Annotated in this window: 15 protein-coding genes and 4 pseudogenes; 8 read left to right on the forward strand and 11 right to left on the reverse strand. The window is 62.8% G+C overall.

The annotated features are described in order from the left end of the window. Nucleotides 1-79 precede the first annotated feature (79 nt). Nucleotides 80-1,195 carry an alanine dehydrogenase gene (gene ald / locus L0A91_RS00205; RefSeq protein WP_235245381.1) on the forward strand — a complete coding sequence of 372 codons (1,116 nt, stop codon included), beginning with the start codon at nt 80-82 and terminating at the stop codon, nt 1,193-1,195. Here the strand turns inward: ald and L0A91_RS00210 are convergent. From L0A91_RS00210 to L0A91_RS00235, 7 genes and pseudogenes are all read right to left on the reverse strand, one after another. Continuing rightward, on the reverse strand, nt 1,192-1,458 hold the full coding sequence (locus tag L0A91_RS00210) for a hypothetical protein (RefSeq protein WP_235245382.1): 267 nt from the start codon (nt 1,456-1,458) through the stop codon (nt 1,192-1,194). The two genes, ald and L0A91_RS00210, sit on opposite strands and share 4 nt — an antisense overlap. A gap of 64 nt (nt 1,459-1,522) precedes the next feature. Continuing rightward, nucleotides 1,523-1,696 carry a hypothetical protein gene (locus L0A91_RS00215; protein ID WP_235245383.1) on the reverse strand — a complete coding sequence of 58 codons (174 nt, stop codon included), beginning with the start codon at nt 1,694-1,696 and terminating at the stop codon, nt 1,523-1,525. 20 nt (nt 1,697-1,716) lie between these two features. Continuing rightward, on the reverse strand, nt 1,717-2,061 hold the full coding sequence (locus L0A91_RS00220; RefSeq protein ID WP_235245384.1) for a GDSL-type esterase/lipase family protein: 345 nt from the start codon (nt 2,059-2,061) through the stop codon (nt 1,717-1,719). A gap of 423 nt (nt 2,062-2,484) precedes the next feature. Then, nucleotides 2,485-2,625, reverse strand: coding sequence for a hypothetical protein (locus tag L0A91_RS17875; RefSeq protein WP_311197898.1), 141 nt, complete (start codon nt 2,623-2,625; stop codon nt 2,485-2,487). After that, the gene (locus L0A91_RS17880; RefSeq protein ID WP_311197899.1) at nt 2,622-3,695 is read right to left on the reverse strand and encodes an NAD-dependent epimerase/dehydratase family protein; all 1,074 of its coding nucleotides are present in this window, start codon (nt 3,693-3,695) and stop codon (nt 2,622-2,624) included. The genes L0A91_RS17875 and L0A91_RS17880 overlap by 4 nt, the downstream gene beginning before the upstream one ends. After that, a complete protein-coding gene (locus L0A91_RS00230; protein WP_235245385.1) occupies nt 3,668-5,890 on the reverse strand; it encodes an alpha/beta fold hydrolase in 2,223 nt (740 codons plus the stop codon). Before L0A91_RS00230 ends, L0A91_RS17880 begins: the two co-directional genes overlap by 28 nt. Beyond that, nucleotides 5,887-6,907: pseudogene (locus tag L0A91_RS00235) on the reverse strand (3-oxoacyl-ACP synthase III). The gene L0A91_RS00230 and the pseudogene L0A91_RS00235 overlap by 4 nt, the downstream one beginning before the upstream one ends. 123 nt (nt 6,908-7,030) lie before the next feature. Between L0A91_RS00235 and L0A91_RS00240 the strand changes: the two are divergent. Further along, entirely contained in the window at nt 7,031-7,900 is an 870-nt protein-coding gene (locus L0A91_RS00240; RefSeq protein WP_235245386.1) for a hypothetical protein, read from the forward strand. A 150-nt stretch (nt 7,901-8,050) separates the two neighbouring features. Here L0A91_RS00240 and msrA read toward each other — a convergent pair whose 3' ends face one another. Then, nucleotides 8,051-8,656, reverse strand: coding sequence for a peptide-methionine (S)-S-oxide reductase MsrA (gene msrA, locus L0A91_RS00245; protein WP_311197900.1), 606 nt, complete (start codon nt 8,654-8,656; stop codon nt 8,051-8,053). A 116-nt stretch (nt 8,657-8,772) separates the two neighbouring features. Here msrA and L0A91_RS00250 point away from each other — a divergent pair, with 116 nt between their 5' ends. From L0A91_RS00250 to L0A91_RS17890, 3 genes and pseudogenes are all read left to right on the forward strand, one after another. After that, nucleotides 8,773-10,461 (forward strand): glutamate mutase L, encoded by a 1,689-nt coding sequence (locus L0A91_RS00250; protein WP_235245387.1) that lies wholly within the window; start codon nt 8,773-8,775, stop codon nt 10,459-10,461. Between the two features lie 90 nt (nt 10,462-10,551). Then, nucleotides 10,552-11,333, forward strand: a pseudogene (locus L0A91_RS17885) (threonine/serine dehydratase); the annotation flags it as partial. Nucleotides 11,334-11,507: 174 nt separating this feature from the next. Next, entirely contained in the window at nt 11,508-11,702 is a 195-nt protein-coding gene (locus L0A91_RS17890; protein WP_311198183.1) for a hypothetical protein, read from the forward strand. 56 nt (nt 11,703-11,758) lie between these two features. Here L0A91_RS17890 and greA read toward each other — a convergent pair whose 3' ends face one another. Together greA and L0A91_RS00265 are read right to left on the reverse strand one after the other, a co-directional pair. Continuing rightward, nucleotides 11,759-12,256: a transcription elongation factor GreA gene (gene greA, locus L0A91_RS00260; protein WP_220121165.1), complete on the reverse strand. Its 498-nt coding sequence runs from the start codon at nt 12,254-12,256 to the stop codon at nt 11,759-11,761. Nucleotides 12,257-12,501: 245 nt separating this feature from the next. Continuing rightward, nucleotides 12,502-12,852, reverse strand: a complete 351-nt coding sequence (locus tag L0A91_RS00265; RefSeq protein WP_235245389.1) for a DUF4307 domain-containing protein — start codon at nt 12,850-12,852, stop codon at nt 12,502-12,504. A 95-nt stretch (nt 12,853-12,947) separates the two neighbouring features. On the opposite strand from L0A91_RS00265, the pseudogene mca reads away from it, so the two are divergent. Together mca and L0A91_RS00275 are read left to right on the forward strand one after the other, a co-directional pair. After that, a pseudogene (gene mca, locus L0A91_RS00270) lies at nt 12,948-13,806 on the forward strand (mycothiol conjugate amidase Mca); the annotation flags it as partial. A 194-nt stretch (nt 13,807-14,000) separates the two neighbouring features. Further along, a complete protein-coding gene (locus L0A91_RS00275) occupies nt 14,001-14,276 on the forward strand; it encodes a hypothetical protein (RefSeq protein ID WP_235245390.1) in 276 nt (91 codons plus the stop codon). On the opposite strand, the gene L0A91_RS00280 is transcribed toward L0A91_RS00275, so the two are convergent. Further along, nucleotides 14,238-14,984: a hemolysin III family protein gene (locus L0A91_RS00280; RefSeq protein ID WP_235245391.1), complete on the reverse strand. Its 747-nt coding sequence runs from the start codon at nt 14,982-14,984 to the stop codon at nt 14,238-14,240. The two genes, L0A91_RS00275 and L0A91_RS00280, sit on opposite strands and share 39 nt — an antisense overlap. A gap of 202 nt (nt 14,985-15,186) precedes the next feature. Between L0A91_RS00280 and uppS the strand changes: the two are divergent. Then, a pseudogene (gene uppS / locus L0A91_RS00285) lies at nt 15,187-15,855 on the forward strand (polyprenyl diphosphate synthase). The last annotated feature ends 38 nt before the right edge of the window (nt 15,856-15,893 follow it).

Raw genomic sequence — 15,893 nt, forward strand, 5'->3', positions numbered from 1 at the left:
CAGTGGGCGCGCGTGCGCCCGGCTTTCAACCTGTCACGATGACGGAAACAGGTAGACACCCAACGAAGTGAGGTCCGCTGTGCACATCGGAGTGCCAAAGGAAGTTAAGAACCACGAATACCGCGTCGCGCTCACCCCGGCTGGCGTCAACGAATTCGTCGCTCACGGCCACCAGGTCACCATTGAGACGGGCGCCGGTCTTGGCTCCTCGATCAGTGATGAAGAGTATGTCGCTGCGGGCGCGAGCATTGCTCCCGATGCGGACACCACCTGGGCCGCAGTCGATATGATTATGAAGGTCAAGGAGCCGATTGCGGAGGAGTATCACCGTCTGCGCTCCGACCTCATCCTCTTCACTTACCTGCACTTGGCCGCATCTGAGCCATGCACCACGGCGTTGCTTGAGGCGGGCACCACGGCGATTGCCTATGAGACCGTGCAAAAGGCTGACCGCTCGCTGCCGCTGCTCTACCCGATGAGCGAAGTCGCTGGTTGCTTGGCTCCACAGGCTGGCGCTCACTCGTTGATGCGCGCTAACGGTGGCCGCGGGTTGCTGCTCGGTGGCGTCTCTGGCGTTGACCCGGCCAAGGTTGTTGTCATCGGTGGCGGCGTCTCCGGTGCACACGCAGCAACGATGGCCATCGGTCTGTGGGCCGACGTCACGATCTTGGACACCGATGTCGAAAAGCTCCGCGTCCTTGACCGTCGCTGGCAGGGCCGGATCAAGACGATCACCTCCAATAAGTTTGAGTTGGAGCGTCAGGTGCTTGAGGCCGACATGGTCATCGGTGCAGTCCTGATCCCCGGTGCCAAGGCCCCCAGCCTGGTCAGCAACGAGCTGGTCAGCCGGATGAAGCCGGGCAGCGTCTTGGTGGATATCGCCATTGACCAAGGCGGCTGCTTTGAGGACTCACGCCCGACGACGCACGACGACCCGACCTTCATGGTGCACAACTCGGTCTTCTATTGCGTGGCCAACATGCCTGGAGCCGTGCCGCGCACGTCCACCTTCGCCCTGACCAACGCCACCCTGCCGTATGCGGTGCGCATCGCTGACCAGGGCTGGCGCGACGCACTGCGCAACGACCCGGTGCTGGCACCCGGCCTGAACACGTTGAACGGTCAGGTCACCAATGCTGGTGTCGCCGAAGCGCTTGGCCTGCCGTTGCTGTCGCTCGCGGACGCTCTGGCCTAACTCGCCTCAGAAGGCCCGTTCGAAGCCCCCGACTCCGCACTAGCGGGTTCGGGGGTTTCGCTGTTCATGGCTTCGGCGTCTGCGCCACGGGGATCGTCGTCGGAGCTTTCGTCGGGTGCGTCGTCAACATTGGCGCGTTGACGACGCAGGAGTTGTGCCCAACGCCCACGTGCCCCACGGTATTGGCCGTCCACGACAGCACCCGAGACCTCCGTTCCGGGGTCATCAACGGCTCGCTCAGCCGCTTGGGCCAAGGGCTCCACAGCCTCGCCACGGCGGCGATCGGGGGACCGACCAGAATCAGGGTGTTCAAGCCGAGCGCGTCGCTCACGCTGGGTAGCAAGGCGGCTGCCGCGCGCGCATACCCCGCAGAGGAGGGTGGAACCGGTCACTGCTGAAGAGTTCAGTTGGCATGGCGTGGAAGTCCGGGCCGATGAGGTCTCCGAGGGAGACGGTCCGGGCTCCGGCTTCGACGACTGCGACGGTTTGAGCGGCAGCCAAGTCCCGGCTCCATCGCTGAGCTAGCCAGCGCAGCGGCTGAGGCACTGGCCGGATCGTGCCCAGGTCTGGGCAGGTGCCGACGACGACTTTGACTCGAGTGCCTGCAGAGCGTGGACTGCTGTGCTGAGGTGCCGAATTGAGTCGGCAAGATCGAGGCGTTCTTTGACGTCGTTGGCGCCGACCATGATGATGGCGACGTCTGGCTGGTGCATGTCGGCAAGACCCATCTCGACCTGAGCGGGCAGGGCCTCGGAGGTGGCACCGCTGCGACTGGCATTAACCAGATCAACAGGCCGGCCAGTCATCGCTGCGATGCCGGTGGCGACGGTCGCTCCCACTGTCGTGCTGGCGCTGTCGGCACCCACACCAGCGGCCGTGGAATCACCAAGAATAAGCAGGCAGAGGGCTCTCCGACACCGGCGCCGTAGCGCCCCGAATCTTCTTGAGGGACACCCGAATCATCGCCGATGACATGACGAGCGACCTCTGCTTCAGCTCTTAACACCCCGAGGCCAAGCAAGCCCATGGCGGCTAACCCGCCGCCCCCAACGCCGCTCGGCCAGCGATTGCTCTGGCCCGTTGTGCTCTGCTCATGGCACGTAAGCCTACGTCGCTACTCTGACGCTGCGCTGAGCGCAGCGAACCCTTCCGCCAGTGTCATGTGGGGCTTCAAGCCAAAGCAGCCTGCGTTTGTCGCTGGTCAAACCAGTGCGCAGTGCTTAGTTGCTCCGCCAAGAACCGCGTGAGTGGCGGCTCTTCGATCGTGGGGACGAGCGAGATTCGTTGGCTCACTTCCATCGCTCCTCAACGAGCGCACCGGCCGCGTACGCCACCGCGAACGGCACCCGTCGGGTGGGTGCTGGAGCGCCACTCGCGCGGCAGATGTCGCCAATCAGTTCACCAATGGGGCGAGGCTCGCCGTTGGTCACGACCAAGCCCGACCAGCCGCAAACTCAGCCCGGTCCAGAGCCGCCGCCATGGCACTGGCCGCATTGTCGACATACGTGGTGTCAACGAGCGCGGCACCGGAGCCGATCAGCGGCAGACGACCAGACTTAGCCCGAGCCACGATCCGCCCGACCAGTTGGGTGTCACCAGGTCCCCAGACCAGGTGCGGTCGCACTGTCGTGACGGCTAGTTCGTCACTGTTGGCGTGCAGCGCGAGCAATTCCGCGGCGGCCTTGCTGCGCGCGTAGTTGCCCCGTGCCGAGCGTGGATCAGCCGGGTTTGCGCCGTCGCCGCTGATCGAACGCCCGCTGTGGGCGACTGATGGCGACGACACCTGCACTAGGCGATGGACGCCATGGCGTTGGGCCGCGGACACGATGTTGTGCGTGCCACCGATGTTGGTGCGTGCATAGTCTGACCACCGACCGGTCACATTGACCTTCGCTGCGAGGTGGATGATCGCGTCGTGGTCAGCGACAGCGCGGTCCACGTCGTCAGCGTCGCCGATGTCCCCCAGACGCTCGCGATGCCTGCCACCTGCAGTGCGACGCTGCATCACGGTCACATCGTCGCCACGCTCAGCCAGGAGGTCGGCAACGGCGCCACCCAACATCCCGCTGGCGCCGGTCACGAGTACCTTCATCGCTTGACCTCTACGCCCGACTCTTGGTGCTGGGCGCGCCGCGGAGTTGCGGGGTGCACGAGCAACGCGCTCGCGGATGCCGGCGGGCTGCAACTGATCGCTTGCCCACGCTGCCAGGGCCGTTCGATCAACCTTGGACGCGTGCCTGATGTCGACGGGCAGCCAGTCCTTGACCAGCACTGCCGCAACGGGGACCGATGCCGCATCCCGCACTCGAGCAGCGAGGTCCGGCTCGGCAATAGCGCTGTCACCCCGACTAAGCCGTCCTTGCGGCACCACCACGACAACGACTTGCTGAGTGCCAACCGGGCCAACACCAACAACCGCGACGTCTTGGACACCAGAGACCGCGGACAGATCGTTCTCCAGCGGGTATGGCGTCAGGGCGCCTTGGGCGGTCGCCAGCACATGGACGGCGCGACCTTCGACCCACAACCTGCCCTGGGAGTCGAGGTGTCCAACATCGCCAGTGCGGTGCCAACCTGCAGGCTGGGCCGACTCACGTTGCACGGCCCACAGTCGGTCGTAGCGCTCCTTGACGTGTGCCGCGCGAACGACAATGTCGCCGACGACACCAGGGGTGTTGACCAGGGTCTCGGCAGGTTGGTCAAGGGCGAGATCGCAATCTCGACGCCTTCAAGCGGGGTGCCAACGCATACCCCGCCACCGTCGGAGGCATCGGTGATCTGCGTCGTCGGGTCAATGGTCGCGATCGGCAGCGCCTCGGTCATGCCATAAGGCGTGTGCGTCTCGGCGTTGGTGAGCAAGTCTTTGACTGCCAGCAACAACTCGGTCGGCACCGGCGCACCAGCAGACAGCACCAACCGAGGGCCGGTCAGCGCGGCGGCAGCAGATGGCGTCAACTCGCTCGTGGTCGCGACCACATTGCGCAACGCGGCGGGCGAAGCAAAAACGACGGTGGCATCAATGGCTGCGACTGCCTCTCCCAGCGCCTGGGCGGTGAGAGTATGCGGGGCGGTCACATCCATGTTCGGCACCGCTGAGGTCAGCCCGAGGGCCGGACCATAGAGCGCAAAGGGCGCAAAGGCCGCCACAAAACGCTCGCCGCGGTGCAACCCGAAGGTGTCGCGCAGTTGGCGGATCTGGGCACTTAGTTGAGTCCGGGTGTAGGCCACAGCCTTGGGCGGTCCGGTGGCACCCGAGGTGAACAGCAAGGCTGCATCAGCATCCGGGGAGATGTTGGCAGCTTCCAGGTCGGGCAAGCTCACGCTGTCGGCGATCAGCGCCTGCACATCGTCTGGGTCGGCGGCGATGCGCTTACCGGGCACGCGGGTGGCGCTGGTGAGGGCCAAAGCCTTACGGATCCCAATGACATGGTCGGGACTAGCTCCCCGCAAAGCAGCGCCAAGTCGTGGTAGCCCCAGACCCGCGTCGGCCACTACGACCACGGCACCGAGGCGCCACACGGCATACGCGATGGTGGTGAGGTCAATCCCGGGTGGCACCAGGACGGCGACTCGCTGACCAGGCTTCACGCCGCGGGCATCAAGAGCGCCAGCGACATCGGCAACGCGTTGAGCCAACGCACCGCGCGTAATCTGCCCGGCAGCACTGGCCAACTCCACGATTGCCAACTCATCGGGCTCGGTGGCGTCAACTTCGATCGGTAGCAACTCACCCTGGGCGGGACGGGCCGGAGCCTCATCACGGGCGGGGTTCTGCGCGTCACCGAAGTGATCGGTGATCCACTGCCAGATGACGCCGACACCTTCAGGCTTGTCTTCAAGCACCAGGTGAGAGGCCTTGGGGTAGGTCTGCACATCGGCGTGCGGCATCCGCCGCTGCAAATCGGTGAGATAGCGCGGCGAAAACACTGGGTCGCTCATGCCCCAGACAAAGAGAGCGGGCACCGCTAACTGCTTGACGCCCTCCGCGACCCGCTCCAGCGTCGGGAAGCTGGGGTGGTCGGTCTCAAACGGGATGTCTGCAACAAAGTCCGCGACAGGCTGACGGCGTGCGACGCTCGCATAGGGAGATGCAAAGGCATCGCGCAGCGGCTTACCCAACGGCGGCAGACACAAGGCTGTCGTTGCCCGCACAAACGCGGGGGTCCGGGCGCACAGCGTGTGGATCAGCGGCTTTGAGCGCGTGGTGGTGATCGCGATGGGCTTGGGCTGATCCGCTGGCTGATGCACCGCGGTGTTCGTCAGAATCGTTGCCTGCAACTGCTCTGGGTGGTCAATCGCCCAACCCAGGCTGATCGGACCACCCCAGTCGTGAGCCAGCGTGATGACGGGCCCGGTGATCTCCATGGCTTTGGTCAGGTCGCCAAGGTCATCGATCCGTTGAGCCATCGTGCGCGGCTCGTCAAGACGCTCAGACCAGCCCATGGAGAGCTGATCGACCGCGACGACGCGCCACCCCGGAGGTGCCTGATCGACAACCCGACGCCAGAGGTATGACCAGGTTGGGTTGCCGTGCACGCACAGGATAGTGCCGATCACGTCGTGCCCACTGGCCTGCACTGAGGCCAGGTTATCGAGCACGTGCCACAAGTGGCTACGACCCTGAGGCGAGCGGCTAGGGACCGAAACTTGAACCGACCAATCCGGATCGATTCCGGGCAGGTCAGCGAGGTTCACCAGTCAATCTCCATGCAGGTCATGTTCAAGCCCGAGCCAATGCCCATCAACAAGACGCGGTCGCCGCTGTTCAGCGAGTCGACCTCCTTGGCCAGGGTGATCGGCACAGCCGCCGGACCGACGTTGCCCAGCAAGGGGAAGGTCAGCGGGATGCGGTCAATGGGAAGTTCCAACTTTTCAGCGGTCTTTTGGGTATGGACCTGTGAGACCTGGTGGACGATGTAGCGATCCATGTCGGTCCAGTCGAACTCATCGGCAGCGTCCTTCCACAAGTCGCCCGCCAATTCCATGCCGCCATTCAGCAGGCCGGTGGTGTCGGTACGCATCTGGTCGAAGTCACCGACACATAGCTCGTGGTGCCAGGTGGCCGCGCGGAGACCCCACCAACAACACGGTGGCCATCGGGGTGCTCGCTGGCACGGCCCAACACCATCGCTGCGGCGCCAGAGCCCAAGGTCAAAGTCGCAAACTCACGCAGGATGTCATCAGCGGTGGCAGTCTCGCTCGAGAGGCGGCCCAAGGTGTTCTCCTGCGGCTTGCGCGAGCCCTCGCTGTCCACCACCAGTGCGTAGTCGATCTGGCCACTATCGATCATGGTGGCGGCCAACTGGATGCCGTTGACGAAGCCCAAACAGGCATTGGTGATGTCGAAGTTCAAGCAACTGGTCGGCATACCCAGGGCGTGGTGGATGCCCACCGACACCGAAGGTTCCAGGTTTTCCTGCTGACCGAGGTGTTGACCAACAAGCCAATGCGGTTGGGGTCAACACCTGCCTCAGCGATGGCCTTGCTGCCAGCCTCAATTGCACCGTCGACAAAGCTGGTGCCTTCTGGCCACCAGCGTCGTTCGGAGATGCCAGCCAGCTTGGCGAGCATGCCGGGGCGCAGACCATTGCGGGTGTAGGAATCGCCGATGATGGCGTCGAACTCTTCGGAGGTTTTCACCACCGGTGCGTCCACGGCGGTGACAGCAAGCACAGCCGTGTCGTGGTGGCGAAAAGTAATGTTGCCGCTCAAAGGGAACCTCAGTGACTATTCAGACGTCGATACAGGTGGGACTATGACACCACAACCGTAGTGTCATTGGACAACCAACTCCGACGCGGGGTTGTTCCCCTGACGTGTGAAAAGGAGAGGGCTATGAACAAGATCACCAAGCGAACCGGGGGCATGTGGGCTGCAGTTGTCGCCTTGCCCCTCGCCTTATCCGCGTGTGGCGATCAAGCCAGCGTTGCTCAGGCCCCTGACGGAACTGATGGCGTGATCAGTGTGGCAGGCAGCCAGGACGTGCCTGGTGGTGTGGCAGGCGGCCCACTCGATGTTGCACCCGGCTCAGAGGTCGACCCAAAAGACGTCGTTGATCGGTTGCTCTCCGCGGATCAAAGCCAGATGTCCTCGTTCAACCTGATGATGAACGGCGACGTCGAGGGTGCCCAGATGCAACTCAGCGCCTCAGTGAATGTCAGTGGGGCCCAGCCCGAACTCGACGCGCGCTTGACGTTGGAAGGCGATGAAGTTGCGGCGGCGGGTATGGAAATGTTCTCCAGCATGCATCTCGTCTTGGCGGATGGGCAGGGTTTCGTTTCGATCCCCGCCCTGACGGGTGAGGGCACCTACTACTCCATCCCCCTTGACGAAGCAGACCTTGGTGAGATGGGCATGGAGGGGATGGGCGCTGGCGACGACCTGGACCTCTTTGCTGAGGATGGTCTTGAGGAGATGTGGCAGGGCTGGGATGAGTCTGGCTCCACCATGACGTATGTCGGCAGTCAAGACGGTCAGGATCAGTACCAAATCGTGATGACCGCCGAAGACTTTGACGCGTCCATGAGCGGCGAAGCTACCTTCAACATTTGGATCAACCAAGACGACTTCATGAGTCAGATCGAGGTGAACTCCACCGATGGCGACCTGACGTTGCTGTTTGAGGACTGGGGTCACAACGAAGACATTCAGGCCCCGCCTGCTCCAGACGTGATGGAGTTCAACATGGAAGACCTGAACTTCTAGCGACCGCTGATCGAGTTAGCACGCGCAAAAGTGCCCGATGCGAAGATCTCGCATCGGGCACTTTCGTCAATCTAAGCGGGCATCACGCCGGTGGTGCGATGTCCTGCTGGGCTGGAGCCTCGTCCTGACGAACGATGCCCATGGGGCAAGTTAGGCCGTTCGGGCCGTGGTTGCAGTAGCCGCCGGGGTTCTTGTGCAGGTACTGCTGGTGATACCCTCTGCGTAGAAGAACTCACCAGCGTTCTCGGCCGAGTCAAGCTGGGTGCTGATAACACCGAGACCCTGGTCGTTGAGCACCTGCTGGAAGGCGTCCTTTGTTGCGTTGGCCGCCTTCTCCTGCGACTCGTTCGTGAAGTAAATCGCCGAACGGTACTGCGTGCCGACGTCGTTGCCCTGACGGTTGGCCGTGGTGGAGTTGTGGTTCTCCCAGAAGACCTTCAGCAACTGCTCGGGCGTCACCTTGCTGGGGTCATAAACAACCTGGGCTGCCTCGGTGTGACCGGTCCGGCCGGAGCAAACTTCGCGGTAGCTCGGGTTGGGGGTCGCCCCACCCATGTAGCCAACAGCGGTGCTGATGACACCGGGGATTGTGTAAAAGAGGCGCTCAGTGCCCCAGAAGCAGCCCATGGCGACATACAGAATCTCTGCGCTGTCCTCCCAGGGGCCTTGCAACGGAGTGCCCAAAACCTCGTGCGTCGTCGGAATATCGTTCGGGGCCTGACTGCGGCCAACGGGTGGGTTCGAGTTGAAGAGCATCACGCTAATTTCAACTACCTTGTGTCCCACTTCATTCCAGACCACGCCGCATAGGGGTTCCTGCACGTCGGCCCTGCTGCTCGCCACAATTCAGGGTGGTGTGGCACCGTTCAAGCATGGTGACAATGCAATGGGCGACTCAAGACTCCAGTATCGGCATCTTGTCCAATATGGGCGGGATGATGGAGGGTCCGTCGTTGTTGCTTGGACCCATGCTGACAGTCATGGTGGGGTTCTTCTTTTACTTGCACGCGCGGACTGAGCGCAACGAAGTGATGGAGAAGGCTGAAGCGGCCGCGGTAGAAAAAAGGAGGGCAAGACCCTCGAAGAGATCGGCTTTGACCTGGAGAAGGCAAAGTCACGCTGCAAAAGACCAGCAAGCGAGTGCTGATTTCGCTGGTCGTGATGTCGATTGGTTCCATCTGGGTGCTCGGCACGGTCGCGTACTGGGTTTTCATCGATTGAACCTGCTCTGCGTCGACGTTGGGTCGACCTTCACTAAGGCGTGCTTGGTGTCGCCCACAGACGGGCAACTACTGGCTCGAAGCGCGCGCCCCACGACATCTCAAACTGATGTCCTGGTCGGTATGCAGCGGGCCAGGCAAGACCTTGTCGATCAGGGGCATCAGGTGCCGGACTTGGCTCAGGGCGATGACGTGTATGTCTGCTCGAGCGCTGGCGGTGGGTTGCGGCTAGCCGTCGTGGGATTTGAGCGGCAAGTGACGGCCGAGGCTGGCCATCGGGTCGGGCTCAGTGCAGGAGCCAAGGTCTTGCACATCTTTGCCGGTCGACTGAGCGTCGCTGATGTGGCCGCGCTGCGGGCTGATCGCCCCGATGTCATCTTGTTGGTTGGGGGCACCAACGGCGGCAACAGCGAAGTGTTGCTGCATAACGCTCGGCGGCTGGCGACCTCTCGGGTGGGGGCCGCCATCGTCGCGGCTGGCAACGACGAAGCTGCCCAGGCGGTCGCCGAAGCTTTGACGGACACTCAGCGGCGTTTTGTTATGGCTGACAATGTCCTGCCCAAGATCGGCGAGGTCGCGCCAACCTCGGCGCGGTCGGCCATTCGGGTGATGTTTCTCAGACATGTCATCGGTGGCAAGGGCTTATCCAAGGGGCCACTGTTTGCCTCCCTCGTGCAGGCTGCGACCCCCGACGCGGTCCTCACCGGAGCCGAAAACCTCGGCTCGTTTCTGGGCGAAGACATCGTGATTGCCGATGTCGGCGGCGCAACGACGGACGTGTATTCGGTGTTGCAGCCAGAGGGCGAAGACGCCACCCTGCGTAAACACGTGGTGGCACCTCTGTGGCAGTCGCGCACCGTCGAGGGTGACCTTGGGATGCGTTGGAGTGCGGCCACCGTGCTGGAAGCGGCCCAATCGGAGGGAATGTCGGGAGCAGACGACGCCGGCCTGGTTGGGTGGGTGAGGAGTCTGCGCGAGCACACTGACCGCATACCTGAATCGGCTCAGGAGCAGGGGTGGGACGCCGAACTGGCCCGCCTCGCCCTCACCCTTGCCGTCCGTCGGCACGGCCGCCCAGCGAATCCGGCCGAAGGTCCCCGTCCGCTGGTGAATGTGAAGTATCTGATTGGCTCGGGTGGGGCGTTGAGGCATGCGCCCAGCGGGGTGGCCGAGGGTGTGCTCAGCGGTGTCCTCACTGATCACGGAGGTGGCTGGCGAACGCCCACAGCAGCCAACGCGCTCGTTGACGAGCACTATCTGCTCGCCGCCCTGGGTCTGATAGATGACCAAGACACGGGGGTCAGTCGTGGTTTGGCGGCCCAGATCCTGGAGCAGGGTTAGCCTGCAGGGGTGGATGCAACGGCTGAAGTGACACTGGTAGATATTGAAGCGGCACGAGAGTTGCTGGTGGGAGTGATCCAGCCGACCTCGATGGAGTTTAGCCAGGCACTGACGGACCGGGTGGGAGTGCCCGTCCACCTCAAATGCGAAAACCTGCAGCGCGCCGGGTCGTTCAAGATTCGCGGGGCTTACAACCGGATCGCCGGTTTGAGCGATGAGCAAAAGGCTGCCGGTGTGGTGGCGGCCAGCGCTGGAAACCACGCTCAAGGTGTGGCGCTCGCAGCGCGGTTGTTAGGTCTCGAAGCGACGGTCTTCATGCCTGAGGGCGCTGCCATGCCCAGGTTGCTGGCCACCAAGGGCTATGGCGCCACAGTGCACCAGGTGGGCACGACTATTGATGATTGCATCGAAGCAGCGCGTGCCGAGAGCGCGCAGACCGGGGCTGTCTTTATCCCGCCCTTCGATCACCCGGACATCGTGGCTGGCCAGGGCACCTGCGGCCTGGAGATTCTGGAGCAAGTCCCCGACGTCAAGACCATCGTGGTCTGTACCGGCGGGGGAGGCCTGCTGGCGGGTATTGCCACGGCCGTCAAGGCCCTGCGCCCCGATGTGAAGGTCATTGGTGTGCAGGCTGAGCAGGCAGCGGCTTGGCCCGCGTCGTTGGATGCAGGCCACCCGATCGCGCTCAAGCACATGTCCACGATGGCCGATGGCATCGCGGTGGGACGACCGGGGATGTGCCGTTCTCGCTCGTGCAGGAGTATGCCGACGGCATCCGCACGGTCGGTGAAGAGGACCTGGCTCGCGCCATGCTGTTTATGTTGGAGCGGGCGCGGATGGTGGTGGAACCGGCCGGTGCCGCAGCCGTTGCCCACTTGCTGGCGCATACCGATGAAGAAGTCGAAGGACCCGTCGTCGCAGTGCTCTCGGGCGGCAATATCGACCCGATTCTGTTGTTGCGCATCATCCGCACAGGCCTGCGGGTCGCCGGGCGCTACTTGCAGTTCTCTGTGCGCGTGCCCGACTCCCCAGGGTCGCTGGCAACATTGATCTCCCAATTGGCCGAACTGCGGGCCAACGTGTTGGAAGTCCAACATGGCCGCACGACAACATCCCTACGGGTCAGCGAGGTCCTCATTGCGCTGACGGTCGAGACGGAGGGTCAGGAACACTCGGCTCGCGTTCAGCAGTCCCTGATTAACCGCGGCTACCACCGCGAGCGCAAACCAGGGGCGAGCTAAAACAAAAACTGCGCCGACCCCATACGGAGTCGGCGCAGTTTGCTGTCTGATCTAGCTCAGGGCGTGTAGGCCTCAGAGTTGAGAATCTTGACCTCAATGGACTTGCCGTTGGGCGCGTCGTAGGAAACCGTCGAGTCGACCTTCTGCCCCAGAATGGCCGCTCCGAGCGGGGAGCCTTCGCTGTAGACATCCAGGGTGTCGTTCGTCCCTAGGATTTCGCGGCTACCCAGCAAGAACTTCTCGGTGTCGCCGAACATCTCGACGGTCACAACGCTGCCGGGCTTCACAGTGCCGTCCTGAACGGGTGCTTCGCCGACCGTGGCGGAACGCAGCAACTGCTCAAGCTGGCGGATGCGATCCTCCATCTTGCCCTGCTCGTCCTTGGCCGCGTGGTAGCCACCGTTTTCCTTCAGGTCGCCTTCGTCGCGGGCGGCCTCAATGACCTTGGCGATCTCGGTGCGGCCAGGTCCGGTGAGGTGAGTCAACTCGGCGTGGAGGCGGTCGTACGCCTCCTGTGTGAGGTAACTCGAGGATGCCTTGGCACTCTCGGTCACGATGATCACTCCTTGGTCAGTATGTCGTTGCGTCGCACAGGCTTTCTCTGACAGCGGCGTTATCCAGCAACGACGATGACGAGGAGACCCAGAGCAAACACAAGGTCCGGGCGAATTTCTCAGCTGTGAAATGAGGCTGGGTTTCGTGCCCGGACCGTTTAGGGAAATTTAATGATAGCAAGGCAAGGCCAGGTGTCTAGTTTGTTTGCGGCCTTAACTCTCGACGTCAACGTATGAGCAGGTGTCTACTTTGCCGCTGACCGCCGGCGCGACTGTCTCGACGCTGCCCAGGTGGCGGCTGGGGAGGAGTCCTCCGGGGCAATCACGACCTCAGTGCGGCCGATCACATTAAAGCCATAGTCCTGTGCCACTAATTCGCAGCGAACGGCCCGGCTGGGATCTCTGTTGAGGTCGAAGCGAATGTCGACCTGTTCATCAGAGATAACGCTATTGCCCGTGTTGACCCAGTCGACTTTGCCGGACGTTGCGGCAATCCCAAACCAAATAGCCAGGGCTGTCATGGCGGCGACGCCGATCGAGCCGATGATCCACCAGCGACTTGTTGCGGCATCAGTGGTGCGACCTGGCGTGGACATCGTTCAGCTCCTGGGAATGGTGGTGAGACAATAAGCATTGTCTCATCGGTAGGAAATATCTCCCTACCGGCAACGAACAATGGCAAGGAGCTCAGGTGAGCAACGGCTGGCGATTGATGGCAGTGCACGCACACCCGGATGACGAATCGTCCAAGGGTGCAGCGTCGACGGCAAAGTACGTGAATGACGGCGTCGACGTCATGGTGGTTTCGTGCACTGGTGGCGAGCGTGGGGACATCTTGAACCCCAAGCTCAAGGACAACGCCGACATCGCCCGTGACCTCTCTGAGGTGCGGCGCCGCGAAATGGCCAAGGCGGCGCAGATCCTGGGCATCAAGCACACTTGGCTAGGGTTCGTCGACTCCGGCCTGCCCGAGGGCGACCCGTTGCCCCCGCTGCCCGAGGGTTGCTTTGCGTTGGAGCCGATTGAGGTCACCACCGAAGCGCTGGTCCGCGTCATCCGCGACTTCAAGCCGCACGTCATCACCACATACGACGAAAACGGTGGATACCCGCATCCCGACCACATCATGACCCACGTCGTCACGATGGCCGCGTTCAAGGCGGCCGGTGATCCCGATGCGTTCCTGCACGCAGGTGAGCCGTGGCAGCCGCAGAAGGTCTACTACAGCGGCTTCTCGCCCAACCGGATGCTGAAGTTGCACCAGGCCATGCTCGACCGTGGCATGGAGTCGCCGTTTGGCGACTGGATCAAGCGGATGGAGGGTCGCCCGGAGCGAGCAATTCACGCACGTCGAGTGCGGTGACTTCTTCGAGGCTCGGGACGACGCGCTTCGCGCCCACGCCACTCAAGTTGACCCAGATGGATTCTTCTTCGCGATTCCGATGGACCTGCAGCGCGAAGTTGCGCCGACCGAAGACTACGAGTTGGCCGTCTCGTTGGTGCCCGTCGAGTTGCCCGAGTCTGACTTGTTCGCTGGCCTCATTGACTCTGGCGACATCGACGCAATCTGCCAGGCGTCGGTGCCTCGTGATCAGGAGGGCAACCCCGTGGCTGCCTACATCGCTCCAGTGCCACCGCCGGCCGAAGTTGAGCCGGTCGATGAAGAGTCCACTGACGATGACCTGCGCCACCGCGAAGGCCACAGCGACGGTGAGCACGACGAGAGCGACGAGCAGGTCGCCTCGTGAAGTTTGCCGATGTTGACGTCAATGACCTGAGCAGCGTCGAAATTACCGCCGGACTCGGCGGGTTCTTGGTGCTGTTTGCCCTCGGCCTGGCCGTCTGGTTTCTCGGTCGAGACCTCAGCCGCCGACTACGCGGTATGCGGCAGCGCGAGAGCCTGCGCGTCGAGGCCGAGGAAAACAAGTCTTCGGCAGCGGCGCAGGACGCCGGTGTCGCTAAGACCGAGCCGTCGGCTGAGTCAGACTCCGATCGGAGTAGCGCCGTAGATCGCGAGTGACACCGCGATGTAGTGGCAGATGAACGCTGCCACCGTGAAGGCGTGGAAGATCTCGTGGAAGCCGAACCAACGTGGCGAGGGGTTGGGCCGCTTGAGGCCGTAAACAACGGCTCCCAGGGTGTAGAGCAACCCGCCGGCAGCCATCAACACGACAACCGCGGCGCCGCCGTTTTCCCAAAACGAGCCCATGTAGAACACGGCTACCCAGCCGAGCGCGACATACACCGGGGTATAGAGCCATCGTGGTGCGCCGACCCACAAGAACCGGAAAGCCACCCCGGCCAAGGCACCGGACCAGGCAATCCACAGCAACGTATTGCGCTCGTTGTCGGGCAGCAGCATCACGGCGAATGGTGTGTATGTGCCGGCGATGATCAGGAAGATGTTGGCGTGGTCCATCCGCTTGAGCGTCCGGCCGACCGCCTCACTCCACTTGCCCCGGTGATAGGTCGCCGATGTTGAAAAGAGCATGACTGACGTCAGGCCAAAGACCACGGCTGAGATACGGCCAGCGGCGGTCGGGGCTAACACGATCAACACGATCGCGGCCGCGATGCTGAGGGGGACCATGCCGAGGTGGAGCCATCCCCTAAGTTTGGGCTTCACCGTGGCGGCGACCTCGCGGGCAGCTTGGGTGAGCTCACTCGTCAGGTCGTTGGCCTTGGCCGTAACCTTCTGAGCGGCTTTGTGATTGGGGGAAGAACTCATGATTCGAGCGTAACTACTGCACCGTAAGTTACGACTCGGTAGGTTAATGTTCAGGAATTGTGAGGACTTCAACTGCCGACGTGCAGGAGATTCCGAGTACCTTGGCCCCATGCCCTCTGCACGTGAACTGCTCTACCGGCTTTATGGTCGCTCGCTGAGCAAGCAACTTCCAACGGCTCGGCTGCCCAGGCACGTGGGTGTCATGTTGGACGGCAATAGGCGATGGGCCAAGCAGCGCGGGGCGGCGACCGAGGACGGTCACCGAGCGGGTGCTGACAACATCAAACCGCTGCTGGGGTGGTGTGCCGAGGCGGGGGTTGAGGTAGTCACGCTCTGGCTGCTCTCGACGGACAACCTTGACCGCCCGGAGGCTGAGCTGAAGCCGCTGCTGGCAATTATCGAGGATGTCGTCACCGACTTGGCTTCGACCGGCAAGTGGCGAGTCAACGTCGTGGGGCCCGCCATCTGCTCCCAGAAGCAACCCGGGGCGTGTTGGACGACGCGGTGACAGCCACCGAAGACGTCGACGCGATGGTGGTGAATGTCGCTATTGGGTATGGCGGCAGGCAAGAGATCGCTGATGCGGTCCGAGGGTTGCTGGCCGAGCACGCGACACGCGGGACCTCGCTAGAAGAGCTGTCGCAGACGCTCAAGATTGATGACATCGCAGAGCATCTCTATACCAAGGGGCAGCCTGACCCCGACTTGGTGATTCGCACCAGCGGCGAGCAACGGCTGGGCGGATTCTTGCTCTGGCAGAGCGCGCATAGCGAGTTCTATTTTGTGAAGCTTTTGGCCGGACTTTCGCAAGGTCGACTTCCTTCGGGCACTGCGCGCGTATGCCGAGCGAGAGCGTCGCTTCGGTCGTTAGGCCCTGTGCAAGGCAGCCGCCTGTGGCGGAGTTTTGTG

The organism is Ornithinimicrobium sp. INDO-MA30-4, assembly GCF_021535045.1.
GTDB lineage: Bacteria > Actinomycetota > Actinomycetes > Actinomycetales > Dermatophilaceae > Ornithinicoccus.

What these genes read in the sequence shown, in the direction of transcription:
- L0A91_RS00240 (WP_235245386.1), top strand. Translation starts at nt 7,031, where the DNA reads ATGAACAAGATCACCAAGCGAACCGGGGGCATGTGGGCTGCAGTTGTC.
- L0A91_RS00250 (WP_235245387.1), top strand. Translation starts at nt 8,773, where the DNA reads ATGGTGACAATGCAATGGGCGACTCAAGACTCCAGTATCGGCATCTTG.
- L0A91_RS00265 (WP_235245389.1), bottom strand. Translation starts at nt 12,852, where the DNA reads ATGTCCACGCCAGGTCGCACCACTGATGCCGCAACAAGTCGCTGGTGG.
- msrA (WP_311197900.1), bottom strand. Translation starts at nt 8,656, where the DNA reads ATGCTCTTCAACTCGAACCCACCCGTTGGCCGCAGTCAGGCCCCGAAC.
- L0A91_RS00280 (WP_235245391.1), bottom strand. Translation starts at nt 14,984, where the DNA reads ATGAGTTCTTCCCCCAATCACAAAGCCGCTCAGAAGGTTACGGCCAAG.